20 protein-coding genes, 2 pseudogenes and 1 riboswitch are annotated in these 22,544 nt (G+C 71.6%); of the genes and pseudogenes, 9 read left to right on the top strand and 13 right to left on the bottom strand.

The window, feature by feature from the left end:
* Positions 1-13 precede the first annotated feature (13 nt).
* The gene (locus tag ICC28_RS40340) at positions 14-349 is read left to right on the top strand and encodes a GNAT family N-acetyltransferase (RefSeq protein WP_223188458.1); all 336 of its coding nucleotides are present in this window, start codon (positions 14-16) and stop codon (positions 347-349) included.
* A gap of 99 nt (positions 350-448) precedes the next feature.
* On the opposite strand, the gene ICC28_RS07470 is transcribed toward ICC28_RS40340, so the two are convergent.
* The 10 genes from ICC28_RS07470 to ICC28_RS07425 all read right to left on the bottom strand — a co-directional run bounded on the left by ICC28_RS07470 (position 449) and on the right by ICC28_RS07425 (position 13,329).
* Positions 449-1,306: a helix-turn-helix domain-containing protein gene (locus ICC28_RS07470; RefSeq protein WP_223188457.1), complete on the bottom strand. Its 858-nt coding sequence runs from the start codon at positions 1,304-1,306 to the stop codon at positions 449-451.
* Positions 1,307-1,424: 118 nt separating this feature from the next.
* Positions 1,425-2,420 carry an alpha/beta hydrolase gene (locus ICC28_RS07465; RefSeq protein ID WP_317453971.1) on the bottom strand — a complete coding sequence of 332 codons (996 nt, stop codon included), beginning with the start codon at positions 2,418-2,420 and terminating at the stop codon, positions 1,425-1,427.
* A 101-nt stretch (positions 2,421-2,521) separates the two neighbouring features.
* Positions 2,522-5,335: a helix-turn-helix transcriptional regulator gene (locus ICC28_RS07460; RefSeq protein WP_317453970.1), complete on the bottom strand. Its 2,814-nt coding sequence runs from the start codon at positions 5,333-5,335 to the stop codon at positions 2,522-2,524.
* Between the two features lie 43 nt (positions 5,336-5,378).
* The gene (locus ICC28_RS07455; RefSeq protein WP_188287616.1) at positions 5,379-5,822 is read right to left on the bottom strand and encodes an SsgA family sporulation/cell division regulator; all 444 of its coding nucleotides are present in this window, start codon (positions 5,820-5,822) and stop codon (positions 5,379-5,381) included.
* 60 nt (positions 5,823-5,882) lie between these two features.
* Positions 5,883-6,920, bottom strand: a complete 1,038-nt coding sequence (locus ICC28_RS07450) for a helix-turn-helix domain-containing protein (RefSeq protein ID WP_317453969.1) — start codon at positions 6,918-6,920, stop codon at positions 5,883-5,885.
* A gap of 121 nt (positions 6,921-7,041) precedes the next feature.
* Positions 7,042-9,882: an ATP-binding protein gene (locus tag ICC28_RS07445; RefSeq protein WP_188287615.1), complete on the bottom strand. Its 2,841-nt coding sequence runs from the start codon at positions 9,880-9,882 to the stop codon at positions 7,042-7,044.
* A 185-nt stretch (positions 9,883-10,067) separates the two neighbouring features.
* Complete coding sequence (locus tag ICC28_RS07440) at positions 10,068-10,682, bottom strand: FMN reductase (RefSeq protein ID WP_188287614.1); 615 nt, start codon at positions 10,680-10,682, stop codon at positions 10,068-10,070.
* Positions 10,679-11,764, bottom strand: a complete 1,086-nt coding sequence (locus tag ICC28_RS07435) for an LLM class flavin-dependent oxidoreductase (protein ID WP_188287613.1) — start codon at positions 11,762-11,764, stop codon at positions 10,679-10,681. Before ICC28_RS07435 ends, ICC28_RS07440 begins: the two co-directional genes overlap by 4 nt.
* A gap of 388 nt (positions 11,765-12,152) precedes the next feature.
* Positions 12,153-12,404, bottom strand: coding sequence for a hypothetical protein (locus ICC28_RS07430; RefSeq protein WP_188287612.1), 252 nt, complete (start codon positions 12,402-12,404; stop codon positions 12,153-12,155).
* Between the two features lie 88 nt (positions 12,405-12,492).
* Positions 12,493-13,329 (bottom strand): alpha/beta fold hydrolase, encoded by an 837-nt coding sequence (locus ICC28_RS07425; RefSeq protein ID WP_188287611.1) that lies wholly within the window; start codon positions 13,327-13,329, stop codon positions 12,493-12,495.
* 385 nt (positions 13,330-13,714) lie between these two features.
* Here ICC28_RS07425 and ICC28_RS07420 point away from each other — a divergent pair.
* Positions 13,715-13,912: pseudogene (locus ICC28_RS07420) on the top strand (CorA family divalent cation transporter); the annotation flags it as partial.
* 169 nt (positions 13,913-14,081) lie between these two features.
* Positions 14,082-14,789 carry a DUF4333 domain-containing protein gene (locus tag ICC28_RS07415; protein ID WP_188287610.1) on the top strand — a complete coding sequence of 236 codons (708 nt, stop codon included), beginning with the start codon at positions 14,082-14,084 and terminating at the stop codon, positions 14,787-14,789.
* Between the two features lie 47 nt (positions 14,790-14,836).
* On the opposite strand, the gene ICC28_RS07410 is transcribed toward ICC28_RS07415, so the two are convergent.
* Complete coding sequence (locus ICC28_RS07410) at positions 14,837-16,075, bottom strand: hypothetical protein (RefSeq protein ID WP_188287609.1); 1,239 nt, start codon at positions 16,073-16,075, stop codon at positions 14,837-14,839.
* The gene (locus tag ICC28_RS07405; RefSeq protein ID WP_188287608.1) at positions 16,072-16,617 is read right to left on the bottom strand and encodes a SigE family RNA polymerase sigma factor; all 546 of its coding nucleotides are present in this window, start codon (positions 16,615-16,617) and stop codon (positions 16,072-16,074) included. The genes ICC28_RS07410 and ICC28_RS07405 overlap by 4 nt, the downstream gene beginning before the upstream one ends.
* A 389-nt stretch (positions 16,618-17,006) precedes the next feature.
* On the opposite strand from ICC28_RS07405, the pseudogene ICC28_RS07400 reads away from it, so the two are divergent.
* The 6 genes and pseudogenes from ICC28_RS07400 to ICC28_RS07375 all read left to right on the top strand — a co-directional run.
* Positions 17,007-17,260, top strand: a pseudogene (locus ICC28_RS07400) (TSUP family transporter); the annotation flags it as partial.
* Positions 17,261-17,470: 210 nt separating this feature from the next.
* Positions 17,471-18,052: an OsmC family protein gene (locus ICC28_RS41235; protein WP_411158572.1), complete on the top strand. Its 582-nt coding sequence runs from the start codon at positions 17,471-17,473 to the stop codon at positions 18,050-18,052.
* 105 nt (positions 18,053-18,157) lie between these two features.
* Positions 18,158-18,342: riboswitch (cobalamin riboswitch) on the top strand.
* A gap of 29 nt (positions 18,343-18,371) precedes the next feature.
* Complete coding sequence (locus tag ICC28_RS07390; protein ID WP_188287649.1) at positions 18,372-19,073, top strand: energy-coupling factor ABC transporter permease; 702 nt, start codon at positions 18,372-18,374, stop codon at positions 19,071-19,073.
* Positions 19,070-19,504 (top strand): energy-coupling factor ABC transporter substrate-binding protein, encoded by a 435-nt coding sequence (locus ICC28_RS07385; protein WP_282700454.1) that lies wholly within the window; start codon positions 19,070-19,072, stop codon positions 19,502-19,504. Before ICC28_RS07390 ends, ICC28_RS07385 begins: the two co-directional genes overlap by 4 nt.
* A gap of 5 nt (positions 19,505-19,509) precedes the next feature.
* The gene (cbiQ, locus tag ICC28_RS07380) at positions 19,510-20,259 is read left to right on the top strand and encodes a cobalt ECF transporter T component CbiQ (protein WP_188287607.1); all 750 of its coding nucleotides are present in this window, start codon (positions 19,510-19,512) and stop codon (positions 20,257-20,259) included.
* On the top strand, positions 20,256-21,101 hold the full coding sequence (locus ICC28_RS07375; protein ID WP_188287606.1) for an energy-coupling factor ABC transporter ATP-binding protein: 846 nt from the start codon (positions 20,256-20,258) through the stop codon (positions 21,099-21,101). The genes cbiQ and ICC28_RS07375 overlap by 4 nt, the downstream gene beginning before the upstream one ends.
* Positions 21,102-21,284: 183 nt before the next feature.
* Here ICC28_RS07375 and ICC28_RS07370 read toward each other — a convergent pair whose 3' ends face one another.
* Positions 21,285-22,505, bottom strand: a complete 1,221-nt coding sequence (locus tag ICC28_RS07370) for a cytochrome P450 (protein ID WP_188287648.1) — start codon at positions 22,503-22,505, stop codon at positions 21,285-21,287.
* Positions 22,506-22,544 lie beyond the last annotated feature (39 nt).

The following is a 22,544-nucleotide window of genomic DNA, read 5'->3' as shown; positions in this document are numbered from 1 at the left end:
GATCCTGATACCCATGAAGCCTTCCGCCGCCCCGACCGTCGAGCGGGTGGACACCCGGCACCGTTACGAGATCCTGGTCGACGGCAAGCGCGTCGGCCTGACCGCGTACCGCGACCGCGGTGAGCAGCGGGTCTTTCACCACACCGAAGTCGACAACGCCTTCACCGGCCAGGGACTCGCAGCGCAGTTGGTGCATCAGGCACTCACCGACGTCCGCAGGTCGGACAAGCGCATCGTGCCGGTCTGCCCCTATGTCGCCAAGTACCTGACCCGGCATGAGGAGTTCGACGACATCACCGATCCGGTGACCTCGGAGGTCCTGCGGTGGCTGAACAGGGAGCTGGGCTGACGGCCGAGTCGGTCCACTCACACAGCCGAGGGTCTCCCGAGCCCGGCGTGAAAGGGCCCGGCAGCGTCGGCTGCCGGGCCCTTCGTCGTTGCAGCACGATCAGCTGACAACCCGAGCGCCGGTGGCCGGAGAGCCTACGCCCGACGCTGCCAGCGCCTGCCATTCGCTGGGGGACATCCCGTACGCATCACGGAAGGTGCGGCTGAAATGCGCCGGGCTGCTGAAACCCCAGCGATGCGCCACAGCGGCCACAGTGATCCTTCGGTTCGGCGTCCGGCCCAGCTCGCGCCTGCAGGCGTCGAGTCTCCGCTGCCGCACCCACCGGCTCACCGTGGTGCCGTCGTTCTGGAAGAGCTTGTGCAGGTAGCGGACCGAGATGTGGTGCGCGCGTGCGATCGCCTCCGGTGACAGGTCCGGCTCCATCAGATGCTCTTCGATATGGGCCCGGATCCGGAGCAGCATCTCGTTGCCGGCCTTCGGCACACTCGACGCCTCGGCTGCGGTCTCCGCCTCGAGGAGTTCCATGACAAGGACGGCGACGAGATCCATGGCACTGCGGGCGACCCGGTCACCGATCACCGACCTCCGGAACTCCGCCTCCGCGGCGAGCGCGGAGAGAAGGTCCGACACCAGCGCACCCACGCCCCGGCAGCCTCGCACGGTCGCCCCCGCGACGCGGTCCAGGTCCGATTCCGAAACTGCCAGATAGCAGCGGGGTATGCGGAAGACCGTCATCTGGCAATCGTTGCCGAACCGCAGGGAGTGAAGCCGACCTGGATCGCAGAAAACAAGGTCACCCGGCTCCAGGTAAACCTCGTCCCCTTCCCGGGTGATCGCGACCGAGCAGCGGTCGAGCATTCCCAGGTAGAGGACTTCCTGGTTTTGCTCGTCGGGCACGCCGGAAACGATCTGGACGCATCCGGATGCCGTGGTCATTTCGGGTATGGCGGTGGGCATGCAGTTCTTCCCGGGTGAAGGACGTGCCGACTCAGGCGGCCTCATGTCCCTTCAGCCTGGCAAGAGCCAGTTCCGCAGGCATCAGTAAGTTGACGGTCGATTCCTCAGGAGCCGGCCGTCAGCTCCGCTCGGCCAGGGCGTCCCCGAGGAAGCGGCCGCCCTGGCTGATCGCGGCCCGCGTGGGAGGGCTGTTCTGCAAAGGGTTCAAGGAGACGAAGTCGTGCACCGTCCCCAGATAGCGAACGGCGGTCACAGGCACCCCCGCCAGCCGCAGCGAGCGGGCGTACTGTTCGCCCTCGTCCCGTACGACATCCGCCTCCGCCGACACGAGCAGGGCAGGGGGCAGTCCTGCGAGATCCGCGGGGGTGGCCCGCAGCGGCGCGGCCGTGGGCTCCGCGAGGTCGCGCTCGTCGTCGACGTACTGGCGCCAGTACCACTCGACGGCCTCACGCGTCAGGAGGTAGCCGTGCTCGAACTGTTCTCCCGACTCAGTGTCGCTGTCCGGGTCGGTCATCGGATAGTAGAGCAACTGCGCACGGATGCGGGGCCCACCGCGCTGCTTGGCCACCATCGTGAGGGCCGTGGCCATGGTCGCGCCGACGCAGTCGCCGGCCACCGCCAGCCTCCGGTCGTCCAGGGACAGTTCGGCCGCCTGCTCGACCACCCAGTTCAGGAGCGCGTACGACTCCTCCAGCGCGACCGGGTAGTGGGCCTCCGGAGTACGGGTGTACTCGGGCACGACGAAGGCCGCACCGCTGGTGGCCGCGAGCTCGCTGACCATACGGGCGTGCGTCCGGGCGTCGCCGAGCATCCACCGGCCGCCGTGCAGGTACACGACCACGGGAAGGGGACGGGGCTGCCGCTTCGGCCGGAACACCCAGAAGCCGACAAGCCCGGAGGGACCCACCGGTGCCACGCTGAACTCGGCGTCCACGTCGAAGTCGTCGAGCCTGTGGCCCTGCATCTCCAGCAGCGCCTGCCGCCCGTCGACGGGACCGAGCTTGTGCAAGTACGGCGGGGCGGCCGAGGCGTCGACGAGCCGCTGAACGAGGGGATCGAGGACGACGGCAGGACGGTCGCGTCCGTCGGCGTCCGTGGGGGGATCGAAGTTCACACATCTCCCTGCAACGTCGCTGTTGGGCGTCATGCCGAAGGCCATGGCATGTGAGGCCGAACCGCAGGAGCGCCTCTACTGTACGGCTCACCGCTGCCGCCTCATAGGTCCTCGAAAAGACCGCGGAGCTGGTTGCGGCTGCTGACCCCCAGCTTCGGATACACGTTGTAGAGGTGGGAGCTGACCGTGCGAGGGGACAGCATCAGCTGCTCGGCGATCTCCCGATTGCGCAGCCCCCGCGCGGCCAGCCGGACGATCTCCCGCTGCTGGGCGGTCAGCTCGGCCAGGGGGTCGGCCTTGGCGGGCTCGGTGGCCACGCCGCTGGCCCGCAGCTCCACCCGTGTCTCCTCCGCCAGGGCCGCCGCGCCGAGCCGAGTGAACGACTCCAGCGCCGTGGCAAGGAGCGGGCGGGCATTCAGGGGGCGCCGTCGTCGGCGCAGCCACTGAGCGTAGTGGAGCCTGGCCTGCGCCCGGGCCAGCGGCCACTGATCGCCCGCCGGGTTCACCGTGGCGAGCCGGAAGTGGTGCTCGGCGCCCTTGGGATCGCCGGTCAGCGCGTCGGCGTGGTGCAGCAGCAGCGTCATCCGGGTCGTCGGCTGCGGCCCCATCGCGGCGCGCACCGCCTTGACGATGCGCGCTGCCTCCTTCTCCCGGCCCGTACGCTGGGCGGCCGCGGCGAGATCTGCGATCGACCGGGGTGAGAGGAAGTAGTGCAGTGGCGTACCGTCCTCGCCGAACAGCAGCCGGAATTGCCGGAACGCGCCGTCGAAGTCGCCGGCCAGCACGGCAGCGGTACCAGCGGCCCGCAGGAGGCGGGCGTGGGTGGCGCGGTTCTCCTCCAGGCCGACCGCCGTCCAGGCCGGGTCCGCCGGCAGGTCGCCGGCCTCGCCCCGCAGGGCCCGCAGGGTGGCGCGCAGGGCCTCGACGTCGATCTGCACATGCCGCCACTTGTGGACGGCCGCCAACGCCGCGGACCTGTCCATGTGCTCGTCGGCCTCCGCCCATCGGCCGGTGTCGATCAGCGCCGTCGTCACCGCCGTGAGCGAGGGTGCGGCCGAGCCCAGGGCGCCGTACGCGCTGAGCATGGCGTACCCCTGTCGGTGGGCGTCGACGCACAGGTCGGACTCGTCGGCGTACCAGGCCAGCGCGCCCAGCCCGAGGAGGCGGGTCATCGCCGCCACGCCGACCGGCTCCCCGGGCATCCCCGGGGCCAGGATCCGCCGGAGCAGCTCGGGGGCCCGGGCGGGGTCGGCTCCGGCCAGGGAGGAGGCCTGCACCGCGTCGGAGCTGTGCCCCGTCGCCAGCTCGGCGTAGGGGGTCGCGGATTTCCCGGTCCGCGACCCCTCCCGCAAAGCCATGACCGGGCGCCTGACTTCGGGCAGACCCGACTGGTAGCCGACTGCCGCGAGGACGCTGGTCAGAGCGACCACCGTCATGGCGTTCTCGGGGGGGTTCGGCTCCAGCGCACTCATCAGTATCCGGAACGCCTGCCGCTGATGACCGAGCAGGGACATGCCCATGCCGGCGGCACAGGCCGCCATGCCCAGCAGATCCCGGTCCTCGGTCAGCGCGGTGACCTTGTCGAACAGCTCGCACACCCACAAGGAGTCGCCGACGTTCTGTGCGGCTCTCAGCGCCTTCGCGTACCGGCGGGCCCGGTCGGTGACCGCGGGGCTGCACTCGGCGGAACGTTGCAGTGCCAGGCCCGCCGCGTAGAAGCCGCCGCGCTTCTCGGCGAGTTCGGCGGTGTCCTCCAGAGCCGCCGCCACGGACTCGTCGTGGCCGACGCATGCCGCGGCCAGGTGCCAGGCGCGGCGGGCCGGGTCCGTCGTGAGGGCGGCCGCCAGGTCCCGGTGAACCTGTTGCCGCAGGTGTGCCGGGGCCGCGTGATAGGCGCCCGTGCGGACCAACGGATGCCGGAAGAGCACCTGCCCGTCCATGACGGAGACGAGGCCGACCTCCTCGGCCGGGGCCCATGCCGACAGATCGGACCCTGCGCCGGCGGCGGCCATCACGGTGGCGAGGTCTTCACCCTGCGACGCCGCGGCGTACAGGATCAACCGCTGAGTCATCTGCGGCAGTTCGCGAAGCCGGGCGGCGTACAGCTCCTGGATGCGCTCCGTCCTCGGCAGTCCGCTGCCGGGCAGCACGCCCTGGCCGCCCGTTCCGGCCGCGCGACACAGCTCGATGATGGCCAGCGGGTTTCCACCGGCCTGCCGCAGCAGCTCGATCCGTGTCCGGCCTGTGGGTGCCTGCGGCTGGGCGTCCAGGAGTTCGGCCGCTGCCTGTTCGGTCAGCGGCCCCAACAGCACGGTGGGCAGGTCCGCCGGGACCTCGGTGGGGGCCGTGTGGCCACGTGCGGTCAACAGCACTGACACGTCCTGTGCCGAGATTCGGCGCATCACGAAACCGCACACGTCGAGGGAGTCCCGGTCGAAGTGCTGGACGTCGTCGAGGGCCAGCAGGACGCGCTGCCGGTTCGAGACCTCGCTCAACAGCCCCAGGACGGCCGTGCGCAGCAGCATGGAGTCGGGCGGTCCCTCGACAGCGATGCCGAACGCCGTGTCGAGTGCCTTGCGCAGATGGTCGGGCAGCGCGGCGGCATCGGGCAGAACGGGGAGGAGCAACTGGTGCAGGGACTCGAAGGATTGAGGCGACTCGGCCTCGATGCCCTGGGACGCCAGGACGAGCGTTCCCCTGGCCCGGGCGTGGTCCACTGCGGCCGCCAGCAGCCTCGACTTGCCCGTGCCGGCGTCGCCGAGCAGGAGCAGCGTCCGTGGCGCGGTCCGCCCCTCCTCGACGATGTCCAGGACCTGAGCGACCTCGGCCTGCCGGCCCACCAGCTGTATGCCGGATACCGGGGAGTGCGTGCTGCCACGCCTGGCTCCCGGCTCGACCTCGGTCAGTTCGGCCACGCCGTCTCCTTCTTCGTTTCGTCCGGACCCGCCCGGAGGGCAATCAATCGCTTCCCGCCATGAGCTCGGCGATGACACGGTCCACGTCCACATGAAGCCCCTCCGTGCCCGGTGGTACGAGCAGATCGGTCTGCCGCAGGAACGCGGTGACCGCGGAGGCCGCGATGTCCAGCAGGGCGGCTCCCGCGGGGGACCTGACGACCACCCGTACCGACTGCCGGTGGCAGCAGCGGTGGGGTACCACCAGAACGTCTCCGACGCCCACCGGTCTGCGCAGGCCCTCCGACAGCAGGCTGCGGGCGAACACCCAGTCGACCGTGCCGGTCGACGTCGCTCCGAGGGAGAGGCACACGGCGTAGGGATCGGTCCTGTCGTAGCGCAGCTCCGCCGGCAGTGGCACAGGCGGCTGGTCCGCGAGGACGACACGCATCACGACTTCGTGGGTGACTGGTATCTCGTCGGCGGCATCGGAAAACGGCTTGCTCATCTCGTACCCCGATCATGGGCTTCTTCAGAGGTGATTCCTCTGTGGAGAACCTAAATCGGCTCATACGACCACCTTCTCCCGGAACGTACCGACTGTTGCCTGAGAAGGAAGAGCAGATTCCGGACGGTGTACGTCCCGCCATTCACTGGGGGACATCCCGTAGGCGGCCCGGAATACGCGACTGAAATGGGCGGCGCTGGCAAAGCCCCGTCGGCGCGCCACCGCGGCCACGGTGAGACCCGTGTTCTCCCGGCGACCCAGGTCCCTCAGGCACGATTCCAGTCGGCGGCTCTGGATCCACCGGCTGACCGTGGTGCCCTCGCGCTCGAACAGTTTGTGCAGATAACGCACGGAAACGTGGTGGGCGTGGGCGATGCCTTTCGGGGACAGATCCGGATCTTCCAGATGCCGCCCGATGAACGCCCGGATCCGCAGCAGCAGCGCCGCGTCCCCGCTCGGGGCCCCGGTGGAGATCCTGCCGAGCCGCTCGTCGGCCAGCGCGGTCACGATGTCCACGACATTGCGGGCGATCGACTCGCCGGTGTGCGCACGGTACGTTCCGGCCTCGTCCGCGAGCCGTGCCAGGCAGGTGGACAGCAGCCCGCCGAGCGCCGTTTCGGAGCGCAGAGGAGACGCCGTGATGTGCCGCAGGTCCGAATCGCTCAGGCCGAGGACCTGCCGGGGTACCACGAGGGACTTGGTCTGGAAGCAATCACCGAGGATCAGCCGGACCGGGCGCGCCAGGTCGTAGATGAAGACCTCCCCTTGCCGCACGGCGACGTCGCGGGTGTCCTGCTCGACCCGGGCGTCGCCCTTGCTCAGCAGCTTCACCACGACGTAGTGCTCCTCGGTGCCCTGGGCGATGAGCCGCGGCGTGCGCCGGGCCTCCAGCGGATCACCGTCCACCGTGGTGACCTGGAGCCGGCCGAGCGGCGCCGTGCGGATCGTTCCCGAGTTCACCTCTCGGGGCACGGACATGTCCACGGCGCCGAAGGTCCGGGACAGGGCCTCGCGCCAGTAGGTGCGTCGTTGGGGGGCGGGCACCGCGGCCGTGGTGAGTACGGCGCCCGCGAAGCTTTCATCGTCGGGTGCCGGCACGGCCGACGTCTCCCCCCGTCCCTCATTTTTCTGAGCCACCGCTCCATCATCACAACGAGCCTGTGTCCGGACATCACACGGATCGTGCGATGCGGGGCGGGCCTCGTGTGATACGAAGCGGTTACTCTCCGCTGTCGCGCGCGCCGACCAGCCGGGCCAGCTCCACCCGCGAGGTGATGTCGAGCTTGGTGAAGGCGCGTCGCAGGTGCGAGCTCACCGTGTGCGGCGAGAGGGAGAGACGCTCGGCGACCTGCCGGTTGGTCAGTCCCTGGGCGACGAGCCGCACCACCCCGACTTCCGAGACGGTCAGCTCCGGCCACCCCTTCACGGTTCCCGTGGACGTGGTTCGCCGCCGGACGCCGGCGGCCCGCAGGCGGCTGCGGACGCGCGCGGCGTCGCGCTCGGCGCCCGCCTCCCCGTAGAGGGCGAGGGCGGTGTCGAGGTAGGGCACGGCTTCGGACGCACGGGTGGCGGCCAGCTTGCGCCCGGCGTCCTCCAGCGCCGACGCGCGGGGCAGAAGCCGGGGACAGCCGTCGTACAGGCGGACGGCACGCAGGAGGTGGGCGAGGTCGTTGTCGAGCAGGCCGCGCGCGTGAGCGGCCGATGCCGCCAGGATCGTGAAGTCGGGGTTCAGCTTCGCGCGTCGCTCCGCCACGCGGACGGCCGCTTCGGCCTTTTCGTGGGCGCCGGCCCGCAGAGCCATGCGGACGAAGACAGGGGCGTCGGCGGGATCGTCGGGGCTGGCGAGGGAGGGCCGCTCCTCGGGAATGGCGACGGCCGCTTCGTCGAGTACCCGCATGGCCAGGTCGGGCCGGCCCTCGAAGTCCGCCACCAGCGCCGTCATCCAGGAGCCGACATTGCGGACCAGCGGCGCCTCGTCCGTGAGCATCCGCTCGGCCTGGGCCGCGTACACGCGTGCGGCCTCCTGGTCGTTGGTGTGGACGGCGACGCGCACCAGCGTGTACAGGAGCGTGGCGTCGGCGAAGTTGCCCATGCCCAGCTCGTCGACCATCGCCGACGCGGCTTCCGCCTCGGCACGGGCGTCCGCCAGCCGCCCGGCGTCCAGGAGCGCGCGCGAGCGGTTCATGAGCCACAGGAGCATGGCGGCGGCCTGGCCTTGGCGCCGGGTGTCCCGGACGCCGGCCTCGGACTCCGCGAGCGCCTCGCCGACCCGCCCTGCCGCGTTCAGCAGGAACGCCTTCCACAGTGCTTCCGGCACCCACAGGGAGTGGGCGATGCCCAGGTCGGTCGCCAGCGCGGCGGCCCGGTCCGCCCGCCGGAACGCCGCTCCCCAGTCCATCCGGTAGAAGAGCACGACCGAGTCGACGGCGATAGCCGTGGCCTCGGCACCCCGCTCCCCCGCCTGCGCGGCGGCGTCCAGCGCCTCGGTCACGGCATGGGCGCATGCCGTCATGTCCCCGATGTTCGCCAGGTTGAGGCACAGCAGCGCCAGCAGCTGGGCCCGTAGCGGTGCCGGCAGACCGGGCAGCGCAGCCGCGGCACGGGCCTGCCGGACCGCTTCCATGAAGTCGAACTGGCTGGACAGGCGCGCCAGCCCCATGCGCACCTGTGCCTCGTCCTCGGGGCGGAGGGTGCCGGGCAGGGTCGAGGCACCGAGCGCCTTGGCACGCGCGGCCTGTCCGCTCTGCCAGAGCAGAAGGATCGTTTCCGCCACGATCGCGGGCCGCTCCGGCGCGTCCTCGGCGGCGAGCTCCAGGGCCCGGCAGCTGAGTTCGGCCGCCGGCGTGGACGCGGTGGCCGCGAGTTCCGCCGCAGCGGCACGCAGCCGCTCGACTGCCAGACGGTCACCCGCCTCCGCGCTGTCGGCCAGCAAAGTGGCGGTCTCGACCGCAGGCGCGCCATGTGCCAGCAGCACGTCGGCGGCATGACGGCGCAGGGCCCGACGTACGGAGACCGGCAGGCCGGCTTCGACCGCCTCGCGGATCAGGTCGTGGCGGAAGTACAGACGACCGTCCCGCTCGACCAGCAGATCGGAGTCGAGGGCCTCCCGCATCGCGGTGAGCAGTGCGGCGGCCGGTCTCCCGAGCAGCTCGGCGAGCAGTTCCACGGTGACCGAGCGGCCCACGGCGGACGCGGTCCGCACGACGTCGCGGGCCGGCTCGGACAGCAGATCGACGCGGCGCCCGACGGTGGACAGCAGACGGCCTGGAACGGCCTGGCCCGACAGCCGGGCCACATCGTCCGCGACCCTGACGAGGTCCTCGTCCCGCAGACCGCCGAGCATCTCCACCAGCAGCAGTGGCAGACCCTCGGCGCGGCGGGCGACTTCGAGGACCTCTGGTTCGGGCACCGCCCCCAGCACGTCCTCGGTGATCTGTGCCACCGCGTCGTCCGTGAGCGGCCGGAGGCCCACCTCATACCCGCCGGCCTGGCGCAGTCGGTCCAGAACTCCCCGCACCAACGGGCTCGCGGTCCCGCTGCGCACGGCCACCAGCCAGAGGATCGCGTGCGACGACAGCCTGGCCGTGAGGGTGCGCACCGCGAGAAGTGTCAGGTCGTCGCACCACTGAAGGTCGTCGAGGACGATGAGCAGCGGCCTGTCGAGGGCCACTTGCTCCAGCCGGTCCTGAAGTTCCTGGAGCAGCCAGAACCGCTGGTCAGGGGCCGCGGAGAGCTCCCGCAGCTTCTCGGCGTCGAGCAGGGGGTCGGCACCGGACTGCAGACCGTCCAGCAGCGGACCGAGCGGCACGAACTGTTCGTCGGGATCCGCGCCACCCAGGAACGTGCGGAAGCCCTGCCGCACCGCGGCCGCGTGCCCCTCCGCCAGAAGCCGGCTCTTGCCACTGCCCGGAGCACCCTCTACGCACACGACCCCGCCGTGGCCACGGGCGAGGGCGCCGAGCCGGGCGTCGAGGAATGCCAGTTCCTCGTCCCGGCCACGCACCGGTGCCTGCGCGGCACCTGTTCCACCGACAAGGGGCCGCTTGGTGAACCGGTCCACGCACCATCCTCACAAGCCATCGCCGCACGGAATGCGGCTACGGCAGGCGTGCGACTCGGTCAATCTGCACGAAGCATGCCACAGGCGAGTCGGAATGAGGGGGCGGTGTTCTCCCACATGGAGGTCCTCGCCTCCGCAGAGCCGGAGGCGAGGACCTCCGAGTGGTCCGGACCGCCGGATCGGCTTCAGTCGAACCGCAGGTCGGAGAGCTGTCTCTCGAGCACGGTGATGTCGTCCTCGGGCGTCTCCCCGGCCGGTCGGGCGGCCATCACGGCGGCCAGCTCCCCGCCCGCCCGCCGTATGCGCGCGGGCAGCCCCTCGGTGTACTCGTCGCCGCTGGATCCCCAGTCCTCGGACGCCGCGTACACCGCGGTGGGAATGACGGCGGCACGCAGGTAGGCGAAGAGCGGGCGCAGGGCGTGTTCCAGGACCAGCGAGTGACGGGCCGTGCCTCCGGTGGCCGCGACGAGGACCGGCTTGCCGGTGAGGGCGTCCGGGTCGATCAGGTCGAAGAAGGACTTGAACAGCCCGCTGTAGGAGGCGGTGAACACGGGGGTCACGGCGATCAGGCCGTGGGCGCCCGTCACCGCGTCGATGGCGGCGGCCAGTGGCGGCGGCGGGAATCCGGTCACGAGGTTGTTGGCGACGGCGACGGCCAGCTCCCGCAGCTCGACGACCTCGGTCTCCACCTCCTGGCCATGGGCGGCGAGTTCGCCGCGGGCCGACTCGGCGAGGCGGTCGGCCAGCAGGCGGGTGGAGGACGGGCTGCTCAGCCCCGCGGACACGGCGACGAGCTTCATGCGGCGGACACCTCGCGAACGGCTCGCAGCGACTCGTGCGTGGGAGCGTCCGGCACATCGGCCGGGCGGCCGATCGCGAACTCCTTCCGCAGCACGGGAACCACTTCTTCGCCGAGGATGTCGAGCTGTTCCAGGACGGTCTTCAGGGGCAGACCCGCGTGGTCCATCAGGAACAGCTGCCGCTGGTAGTCACCGACGGTCTCGCGGAAGGACAGTGTCCGCTCGATGACCTGCTGGGGAGAGCCCACCGTCAGTGGAGTCTGCTCGGTGAACTCCTCCAGCGAGGGCCCGTGCCCGTAGACGGGCGCGTTGTCGAAGTAGGGGCGGAACTCCCGTACGGCGTCCTGGGAGTTCTTCCGCATGAAGACCTGCCCGCCGAGGCCGACGATCGCCTCCTCGGGCCGGCCGTGGCCGTGGAAGGCGTACCGCCGCCGGTACAGCCGGACCATCTGCCTCGTGTGGTGCGCGGGCCAGAAGATGTTGTTGTGGAAGAAGCCGTCGCCGTAGTAGGCCGCCTGCTCGGCGATCTCCGGCGAGCGGATCGAACCGTGCCAGACGAACGGCGGTACGCCGTCCAGCGGGCGCGGAGTGGAGGTGAACCCTTGCAACGGCGTACGGAACTTCCCCTCCCAGTTCACGACGTCCTCGCGCCACAGCCGGCGCAACAGGGCGTAGTTCTCCTTGGCCAGGTTGATGCCCTGCCGGATGTCCTGGCCGAACCACGGATACACCGGGCCGGTGTTGCCGCGGCCCATCATCAGGTCGACGCGGCCGTCGGCCAGGTGCTGGAGCATCGCGTAGTCCTCGGCGATCTTCACCGGGTCGTTGGTGGTGATCAGCGTCGTGGCGGTGGAGAGGATCAGCTTCTCGGTACGGGCGGCGATGTAGCCCAGCATCGTGGTCGGGGACGACGGCACGAACGGCGGGTTGTGGTGCTCCCCGGTCGCGAAGACGTCCAGTCCGACCTCTTCCGTCTTCAGCGCGATGGCGACCATCGCCTTGATGCGCTCACGCTCCGAGGGGGTACGGCCATTGGTCGGGTCGGGGGTCACGTCCCCCACCGAGAAAATTCCGAACTGCATAGGGGCCCTCTTCTTTCCGGCACTGTGTGGGTGCCGGAAATGTAGGCAGCGGTCGGACGGCCGTCATGCCTGTGCGTGCAGGGGAGCTTGCCCGTCAGTGCCCTGTCCGGGCCCGCGTTATGGGCCGCTGCCTGTGCAACCGCAACGGTGCAGCCTCGGTCAAGCGCAGAGGCGCTCGGGGGGCAAGCGTCGTCCCCGGTCCGCTGCCCAGTGGCAGGGCCACGGAGCGGCGTTCATGTCCCCGCTCCCCGTGGCCTGCTGGGCCGCGAACACGTGCGAGCCCCGCCCGGCGAAGCCGTCGGCCGACACCACCGCGCTAGGGGGCGCACTGGAGATCGTCGGCTTGGCGGCCTTGCCGCTCGACATACCGGTGGGCCCCGGCGGACGCCTACTGTCCCAGTGCAGCGAGGACGCCTCGCCACGGCACGTACGGTACTGAGGCGTCCACCGCTGCCTGCTGCTCGACGAGCCGGTGGCCGGTCTGGACCACCCCACCGCCGAGGCGCTCCTGGCCGCACTGCCCGAGACTCTGCCCGACACCGCACTCGTGATCGCCCTGCAGGAGCAGGACCTCACCGACCTCAAACGGACGCAAACAGCGGTCGTCCGGCTCGGGCAGGCCGCCGAACGGCCACTCCATCCCCAGGGGGTGGACTTACGGCGGGGACAACAGCCTCGGGCACGCGGGAGCCGGGCCGCCTTCGACAGACGACCCGGCTCCCGTGTGATTACTTCCGCAGGAAGGTGAGGAGTGCCGCGTTGACCTCCTCTGCGTGGGTCCAGAGCAGGCCGTGCGGGGCGCCCTCGATCTCCACGTAGTCGGCGGCCGGGAGCGCCTTGTGGAACGGCCGCGCGGTTCCCTCGACGGGCAGGATGCGGTCGCCCGTGCCGTGCAGGATCAGGGCCGGCACGTCGACGGCCGGTATGTCGGCCCGGAAGTCCGTGTACCAGGTCGAGGGCGCGGCGGCGGCTGCGAAGAAGCCACCGCCCGCAGCGACGTTCCAGCTGTTGCGGACGGCCTCCTCACTGATCCGGGTGCCGAGGTTCTCGTCGAGGTTGTAGAAGTCCTGGTAGAAGCTGGTGTAGTACGAGTAGCGGTCAGCCTTGACGGCCGCGACGACGCCGTCGAAGAACTCCTGCGGCGCGACGCCGTCCGGGTTGTCGTCACTCTTGAGCAGGCAGGGCTCCAGCGAAGCCAGGAAAGCGACCTTGGCGACTCGGGCGGAGCCGTAAGTGGACACGTACCGGGCGACCTCCCCGGTGCCCATCGAGAATCCGACGAGAACGGCGTCCCGCAGGTCGAGGGTCTCCATCACGATGTTCAGATCGGCCGCGAAGGTGTCGTAGTCGTATCCGGTCGTCGGCTGACTGGACTGCCCGAAACCGCGGCGGTCGTAAGTGATGACGCGGTAACCGGCGTCGAGCAGCACGGCACTCTGCCTCTCCCAGGAATGGCCGTCGAGCGGGAAGCCGTGAATGAGGACAACCGGCTGCCCGGTTCCGTGGTCCTCGTAGTAGAGGTCGATGGTCGTGGAGTTCTCCTGGCCCACGGTGATGAACGGCATGCGTTGATCCCTTCGATTGCGAATGAGCTTGCGTGGTTGCGGACCTGGTCACGCTAGGACGGGCGCCGCACGGTCAGTTGTCGCCCAGTGCACCAGTCCTTGCCCGCCCACGCAGGGATGACGGGTCGGCATGCCGGGCCAGGCACATACCCACCCGCTTGTCACTCGGCGTGCCTGCGGCAATCCTGCGGATGGGCCGGGTCACCCGGGTCGCCACTGCCCTGGCAGTGGCAAGCTGTGGGGAGAATCCGGGGAGTCGCGACGGCCGTGGGGAGCGCGTGGGGAGAATCGACTGCGTGACGCGAGACCACGCTGAACGATGCCGAAAGACTCATCTTCGCAGGCCAGAGGCGGCCGGAGTCGCTTCGCCGCAGGTCAGAGCCGCCAAGTAGACGACTTCAAGAAGATCTCCTCATGGGCGGCCATCCTGTTCGCCCCGACGCTGGTCGGCACGATCTACGGCATGAACTTCGACCACATGCCGGAGCTGGACCGGCACTTCGGGTACCCCTTCGCGATCGCCCTGATGGGGGTCGTCCGCGTCAGCCTGTACGTGATCTTCAAACGCCGGGACCGGCTCTGAGCACGGGGGGGGATTCGCGGGGCGGTGCGCTCCTCGGCCCACGCCCCGCGCCCTTGACCCGAAGCGACCGATTTCTTGACCCTCAGCGCCGCGCCCGGCCGCCGCCCTGGCCGCGGCGTGCCGCCCCCGGTGCAATGGCCCTTCCGCAAAGACTCTCAGGAAATACAGCATGCGTATACCCAGGATCACGTTGCTCCTCGTCACCGCCGCCGCCCTGGCCGCGGGATGCGGGAGCGGCGAGGACAGCAGTGCCGACGCGGCGGCGAAGCCGGCCGGGAGCAAGTCCCGGGGGCAGGCGTCCGAGGCCGAACCCCTTGCCGTGGAGATCGATCGGGCACGGCCCGGTGTAGTGGAGTTGCTCGAAGACCTGAAGGAGCCCGAACCGAAGCCGGGCAAGGACGCGGAGTTCACGGAGAAGGTCGAGTACAAGCTGCGCGAGGACCTGCTGCGCGACGCCTGGATCGACGGTGAGACCACCGCGGACTGCCCGGACGGCGTCACTCTCAAGGCATCCGCCACCAGCAGGTGCACGGCGACCTACGAAGGCGTGGAGATCCCCTACGAAGTCACGGTCAAGGACGACTACAAGGAAGGCGCCTTCCTGATCCGGTACGAGACGAGACCGCTGAAGGACCTCCTCGTCGCCGAGCGGGTGTACAACGAGTTCTGGCGGAACCACGGTGAGCAGGGTGGCGGCGGGTTCGAGCAGAAGCTGACGTGCGACGAGATGCCGGACGCCCTGGCCGTCGACCGGGGCGCCGACTCCGGCTACCGGTGCCGGCTCTGGACCAAGGCGGGTGACGGCGACAACGGCCGGTTCACGCACTTCACCGTGACGACGGACTCCTTCGGGCCGGAGTTCGCCCGCACCTCCTGAGCGACGGCTCGTAGTCATCGGGCGAGCGGCGCGCGCTCGCCCGGTGGCTACGAGGCCGAGGCGGGAAAGGCCGTGATCGGCCCGCCGGTGTCGACGAGTTCGCAGCGTTCTCGCCGCACTTCGCAGCGGACCAGGTAGGTCGGCCCGTACTCCGGGGCCGCGAGGCCGCGCGCAGGAAGCTCGCCCTGGGCCAGACCGAGCAGCAGCGCGTCGTCCGACTCCCAGATCATGCCCTGGACATGGACCCGCGAGGCCGTCCGCGGCCGCAGTTCCGCCGTCACCTCGCCGGTCGACGCGTCGTGCACGACGACCGAGCCGTCCCCGCGGGCGTCGGCGATCCGCCGCCCGTCCGGTGCGAACAGCGTCCGGCCGATGTCGCCGCAGAACTCCCAGCGCCGGGTGTCCGGCCGCGAGAGCGCGTAGCTGCGCAGGCAGTCGTCGGGCTCGTGCAGCAGCACGGAGTCGCCGGCCACCGACAGACCTGCCTGATGCCTGCTCAGGGCCGCGGACGGCCAGGGCGTCTTGTCCCGGTCGAGGCTGCCGACGTTCTGGATACGCCCGTTCCATGCCACGAGTACGTCGTGGCCGGCGAAGCCGTGGACCGAGTCGATGCCGTCGTAGGTGCGGGAGTCGACCTCGCCCGTGGTCAGGTCGGCGCGCTTCACGACCGCCGAACGGCCCCGGGTGGGATGCACGCTCCAGGCCGCGAAACGGCCGTCGTCGGAGACGTTCAGCTGGGTGGTGTGCTGCCCGTCCGCCGTGCGTTCGAGTTCCTTCGCGGTACCGTCCGCGTCGACGTGGACCACGACCGTGACGGACTCGGACTCCTGCGCGAGATACACGAACCCCCGGTCCCCGGCCCGCCAGATCCGGAGCCCGGTGAGCCCCTCCGGGACCGGCACGGCCCTGCCGACGAGCATGATCCGCCCGGCGGAGGCGTTGTGGTCGCCGCCCGTGCCGTACGGCACCCGGGTGTCCGGGCCCACCGGCAGGTTCCGCAGCTCCTTAGGCACGGAGGCCCGTGCCGCCCAGTCCGGTCGCGTCGAGGCCGGCGGCTGCGCGTCGGAGGCGGACAGCCCGCTCAACGGGACCGCCACCGCGACCGCCACGACCGCGGCCGCCGCCGCGGCCGACGCGAGGAGCCGCCGCCGTCCGACCGCCCGCCTGCCGTCGAGCAGCACCCGGTCCGCCCAGCCGTCGGGGACGGAGGCCTCGTCCGCCCGCGCGGCGAGCGCCTCCTGCACCGGGCCGCGCCCCTGTTCCCTCGGTTCGTTCCGCTCGTTCACAGCGCTTCCTCCACAGCGTTGGGCAGTTCCCCGGCGACCATGTCGCGCAGTTTCCCCAGGGCCCGGTGGGCCTGGGTCTTCACCGTGCCGACCGAGCAGTTCAGCAGTCGGGCGGTCTGCGGCTCGGTCAGGTCCTCGTAGTAGCGCAGCACGATCACCGCCCGTTGCCGGGGCGGCAGCGAGCACACCCAGGCCCAGATCTGCTCCCGCTCGTCGACCTCGGGCGTCCGGTCCGGCGCCACGGAGGCCGGCACCGCCGGCAGGCTCGCCGACGAGCCCTCCGTCAGCCGCTCGCCGCGCACACGTCTGCTGCGCCACCAGGAGGTGGCGGTGTTGGCCAGCGTCCGCCGCACATACGACTCCAGCGCCCGCGGCTCGCGCAGCCTGGGGAGCGCGACATAGGCCTTGACCAGCGCCGACTGCAGCAGGTCCTCGGCCAGTGCGTGGTCGCCGCCGGAGAGCAGGTACGCAGTCCGCAGCAGCGCCCGGGACCGGGTGTGCACAAATTCGGAGAACGCCTCTTCGTCGCGTCTGCCTGCCATGGCCGCCTCTCATCGATCTCTCACCGGCATGTATGGGACGTGCGAGGGCCGAGAACCGTTGACCGGTGGATCCGGTCGAACCGGAATCGACGGGGCGGCGCCGAGGACTCGGGGGGCGACTTCGTCCCGATCCGGACATTTGCCCGCCGGACACATACTCCTTGGGGTATTTGGCGGGCCTTCCTCGACCGCCGCACTCTCGCCGAGAGGAAACCGCCGGGGGTATTTGAGGAGGCAACGGTCTGCCGCCCCGTCGGCACACGTCGCCCCGCACCCGGACCACAGGAAGGAACACCGTCTTGGCCGCCCCCCTCCCCCGACCACGCACCGCTGTCCGGCCGGCACCGCATCGCCGGCATCAGCGTCGCCGCCCGGCTGCGCCGGGCCGGCTCGGCGGACTGCCGATGACCGTCGCCGTCGGCACCTCACTGCTGGTCATCGCCATGAAGTCGTTCGCCGGGCCGGCCGGACACCTGGCGAGTGTGCACATCGACTGGGGCTTCGCCACCTGGTCACGGCGATCGCCGTCGCCGGCGGGCTGCTCGGCGGCCGCCTCGCCGGACGCATCCCGCAGGACGCGCTGCGCAGGGCCTTCGGCTGGTTGGTCGCCGTCATGGGCGTCTTCGTCCTCGCCCAGCAGATCACCCCCGGCCTGCGCCGCACCCTCCTCACCAGCCCCTGGCCCCGGTCCTCCCCTGCCGCGACGGCCGGGGCCCCGATCAACTGGTCCGCCCTCCGCCTCGCCACGGCCACGACCACGGCGCTCCACGGCAAGGCCCGGCGGCACCGCACGACACCCGGGCCGTGGACGCGGGACCGGGCCGGGCGGTCCGCCCCCACGGGCCCGCCGGGTATGCCGACGCGGCCCCGCGCACCAGGGCCGAACGGCCCCCGCCGCACCCCCTCGGCCTCTTCACCCGGCTCGGCGTCCGCGGTCGACTGGAAACCGTCAGAAGTCGTCATCGAGGAGAAGGGCCCGGCCATGACCGGCACCGCACCGCAGACACTCGACACGGACCGGCGGCACGACGCCGATGTGCACCGCCTGGAGGTCGCCCACCTCGACCACGACGCCTACGCCGTGGACATCCGGGGCCACCACCTCCAGGTCGACCAGCCCACCGAGGCGGGCGGCACGGACACCGCGCCGACCCCCACCGAGCTGTTCGCCGCGTCCCTGGCCACCTGCGTCGCCTTCTACGCGGGCCGCTACCTCCAGCGGCACCGCCTGCCCCGCTCCGGACTGCGTGTCCGCGCGGAGTTCACCATGGCCACCGACCGCCCGGCCCGGGTCACCGCGCTGCGCGTGGTGGTGGTCCCCCCGCCGGACCTCCCCCGGCAGCGCAGGGACGCCCTGCTGGCCGTGGCCTCGCACTGCACCGTCCACAACACCCTCCACCAGCCACCCGCCGTCACGGTCGAGTTGGAGCCCTGAGCGGGCGGAACGCGCCGGCCGTGGAAACGGTTCACCAGGGCCCCGGGCACCCTTGCACAGGGTGCCCGGGGCCCGTTGCCGCTTGTCAGCGGCCATGGCGTCCGATTAGTGTCACCACGCCTTGGTGAACGGGAAATCCGGTGTGATGCCGGTGCGGCCCTCGCCACTGTGATCGGGAAGTCCGGCTCCGGCCCTCGCGGGCAGCCACTGGGTCCTTGCGACCCGGGAAGGCGGAGCACGGGCGGTGGTACCCGTGAGCCAGGAGACCGGCCAGGGCGCGTCAACCATCCACGAGGTGCTGGAGAAGGTCTGCTCAGCCATGCACATAGCCGAGGGTTTCCTCCCGCCGGCGCACGCGGTCGCCTGGGGCGTCGCGTCAGCGCCGTTCGTCGTCCACGGAGTACGGTCACTGACGCGTGAGGTGCGCGAGCACCCCGAGTCCACCCTGCTCCTCGGCGCCTCCGGCGCCTTCACGTTCGTCCTGTCCGCGCTGAAGCTGCCGTCGGTGACCGGGAGTTGCTCCCACCCCACCGGCACCGGCCTGGGCGCCATCCTGTTCCGGCCGCCGATCATGGCGGTGCTGGGCACCATCACCCTGCTCTTCCAGGCGCTGCTGCTCGCCCACGGCGGACTGACCACGCTCGGCGCCAACGTCTTCTCCATGGCGATCGTCGGGCCCTGGGCCGGATACGCCGTCTACAGGCTGCTGCGCCGCTACGACGTGCCGCTGATGGGCGCCGTGTTCTGCGGCGCCTTCGTCGCCGACCTGTCCACGTACTGCGTCACCAGCGTCCAGCTGGCGCTGGCCTTCCCCGACCCGAGCAGCGGATTCCTCGGCGCGCTCGGCAAGTTCGGTTCCATCTTCGCCGTCACGCAGGTCCCGCTCGCGGTGAGCGAGGGGCTGCTGACGGTCCTGGTGATGCGGCTGCTGGTGCAGTCCAGCAAGGGCGAACTGACCAGGCTCGGCGTGCTCCTGACGGGCCGCAAGACGCCGGCCGGCGCCGAGGGGGTGGCCCGGTGAGCCGCAACGCGAAGATCAACTCCCTGCTGCTGCTCCTCGTGGCGGCCCTCGCGGTGCTGCCGTTGGTCCTCGGCCTCGGCGATCACAAGGAGGAGCCGTTCACCGGCGCCGACGCCGAGGCGGAGACGGCGATCACCGAACTCGACCCGGACTACGAGCCGTGGTTCTCGCCGCTGTACGAACCGCCTTCCGGCGAGATCGAGTCGGCCCTGTTCGCCCTCCAGGCGGCCCTCGGCGCGGGCGTCCTCGCCTACTACTTCGGCCTGCGCCGGGGCAGGCGGCAGGGCGAGGAGCGGGCCCGTGCCGCGGCGCTCACCACCCCGGAGCACCCGCACCCGGACCCCGCCACCCCCAAGGACACGAACCCGGATCCGGACCTCGCCGTCCCCAAGGAAACGGCCCCGGACCCCGCCGCCCCCGAACGGACCTGACACCCGTGCTGCCCATCGACGCGGCGGCGCACAGCAGCCGCTGGCGCCACCGTCACCCCGTGGACAAGGCCGTGCTCGGCCTCGGGCTCACCGTGCTCGCGATCTCGCTGCCGCCCTGGCCGGGCGCGGCCCTGGTGCTGGTGACCGCGCTGACGGTGCTGCTCGGCCCGGCGGGTGTCCCGGCGCGGCGGCTGTGGCGGGCGTACCGGGTGCCGTTGGGCTTCTGCGTGACCGGGGCCGCCACCCTCCTCGTCCAGGTCGGCGGCCCCGGGGGGTTCGTCGCGCTCGCCGACGACGGGCCGCTGCGGGCCGGGGAGTTGCTGCTGCGCACCTCCGCGGCCTCCCTCGGCGTGCTGCTGTTCGCCTTCACCACCCCGATGTCCGACCTGCTGCCGCGGCTGGTGCGGGCCGGGGTGCCCCCGGCCGTCGTGGACGTGGCGATGGTGACGTACCGCATGAGCTTCCTGCTGCTGGACGCGGTGCGCCGGATCCGGGAGGCGCAGGCCGCCCGCCTCGGGCACACCACTCGGGCCGCGACCTGGCGCTCGCTGGCGGGACTCGGCGCCACCGCGTTCGTCCGCGCCTTCGACCGGGCGGCCCGCCTCCAGGCCGGGCTGGCCGGCCGCGGCTACGACGGCACCCTGCGCGTCCTGCTGCCCGAGGCCCGCGTCTCGGCCCGTTTCACGGCCGCGAGCCTCGTCCTGCTCGCGGCCCTCGCCGCCCTCACCCTCGCCCTCGAAAGGCCCCTGACATGAGCGAGACCGCCCTGGTCGCCCTGCGGGACGCGTCCTTCGCCTACGAGGACGGCCCCACCGTGCTCAGCGGGCTCGACTTCGAGATCCGCGAGGGTCGCGCGCTCGCCCTGCTGGGCCGCAACGGCAGCGGCAAGACCACGCTGATGCGGCTGCTCAGCGGTGGACTGCGGCCGGACACCGGCCGGTTGACGGTGCAGGGGCAGCCGGTGGCGTACGACCGCAAGGGCCTGACCCGGCTGCGCACGACCGTCCAGCTGGTGGTCCAGGACCCGGACGACCAGTTGTTCGCCGCCTCCGTCGCCCAGGACGTGTCCTTCGGGCCGCTCAACCTGGGGCTGTCCGACGCGGAGGTGCGGGCCCGGGTCGAGGAGGCCTTGGCCGCACTGGACATCACCGCCCTGGCCGACCGCCCCACCCATCTCCTCTCCTACGGGCAGCGCAAGCGCACCGCCATCGCCGGCGCGGTCGCCATGCGGCCCCGGGTGCTCGTCCTCGACGAGCCGACCGCGGGCCTCGACCCCGACGGCCAGGAGCGTCTCCTCGGTACGCTCGACGCCCTGCGCGCCTCCGGCACCACGGTGGTGATGGCCACCCACGACGTCGATCTCGCCCTGCGCTGGGCCGACGACGCGGCCCTGCTGACCCCGTCGGGCGCGCACACCGGCCCCGCGGCCCCCACCCTGGCCCGCACCGACCTGCTCCACCAGGCGGGCCTGCGCCTGCCGTGGGGCATCGCCACCACCCAACTCCTGCGCGCCCAGGGCCTCCTGGACGACACCGCTCCCGGCCCGCGCACCGCGGAGGAGTTGATCGCCCTGTGCCCTGCCCCCACCACTGACTAGGCTCCCCGCAGGGCGAACAACCGGGCCAGCGCCCCCCACTGTTCGTGCTGTGACGCCGTCGCCGCCCGCAGCCGCCGTGACCTCGTCCAGGCCCCGGATGCCCGCAGCAGGGGTACGTGTTCGTGACCGTGCCGCGGCTCCTCGCTCCGGGCAGGGTCGAGCCCGGCGAGGTGTACCGGTGAACTACCAGGTCAGGCACAGCCGGTAGGGAGAGCGGTGGATCATCGTCGGCCGCATGACGACCGGTTGCTCCTCCGCCAGCCGCAGACCGGGCAGGCGGCGCGTCAACTCCTCCAGGGTGAGCCGCAGTTGCTCACGGGCCAGCTGGGCGCCGGGACAGCCGTGCGCGCCGAGGCCGAAGGCCAGGTGGCGGCCGGGTGAGCGGGTGATGTCGAACGTGTCGGGGCGCGGGTGGCGATCGGGGTCCCGGTTGGCCGCGCCGAAGGCCACGAACAGCGCGGTTCCCGCGGGCAGTTGGGTACCGGCGAGGGTGACCGGGCGGGTGGTGACCCGGCGGAAGCCCTGAAGGGCGCTGTCGTAGCGGGCGGCCTCCTCCACGGCCGCCGGAATGCGGTCGGGTTCCGCGCACAGCAGCCGCCACTGGGGCGGATGGCGGAGCAGGTGCAGCACCGTGGTCCCGATCAGGGCCGTCGTGGTGAGATGTCCGGCGATCAGCAGGTTCTGGAGGTGGGCGACGAGTTCGTGGCGCTCCTCCAGCGTCGGCTCACCGTCCCCGGGCCGCCGTACGGAGGCCACCAGCTCCGTGCACAGGTCCTCGCGCGGGCGGGCGTGCCGTTCGCGGACATAGCGGTCCAGGAGGTGCTGCATGGCGACCACGTCCTCGGCCGCGGCGATCTGCTCGGCCTCCTCAAGGGGCCGGAACAGCAGCTCCTCGGCCCGGTGCCCGCCGTGCACGACGGCCGGCACGTCGGTGGGGTCGAGTCCGACGATCCGGCCGATCACCTCGCCGGGCAGGCGCTGGGCGTAGGCGGACATCAGCTCCACCCGCCCCTCCCCGGCGAACGCGTCCACCAGGGCGGAGGCCCGCTCGGCGGCGTACGGCAGTACGGCGGTGACACGGGCCGGCGACAGGCCGCGGACGATCGGTGTGCGCAGCCGCCGGTGCAAGGAACCGTCGGCGGTGACGACGACCGGGCGTCCGCCGAAGCCCCGGCCGAGGACGGCGAGCGCGGCGGGCGAGGGCAGGACGTCGGGCCGCATCGCGTTCGCCGACGAGAAGTCCTCGGGGCGGCGCAGGACTTCACGGACGTCGGCGTCGCGGGCGACCATCCAGGCGTCCAGCTCGGCGACGTGCATCAGGCCGTCGGCCTGCCGGGCGCGCTCGTAGTACGGATACGGGTCGCGCGCCAACGCGTCCAGTCTGCCGTGCGGTTCGCGGTCCACGAGACGCCCTCCGGCCGGTACTGCGGTCGCGCTCATGGT

The sequence above is a fragment of the Streptomyces sp. TRM68416 genome, assembly GCF_014596915.1.
Classification (GTDB): domain Bacteria; phylum Actinomycetota; class Actinomycetes; order Streptomycetales; family Streptomycetaceae; genus Streptomyces.
Note: the sequence above shows the minus strand (reverse complement) of the source record. Positions and strands in the feature narration are given on the sequence as shown.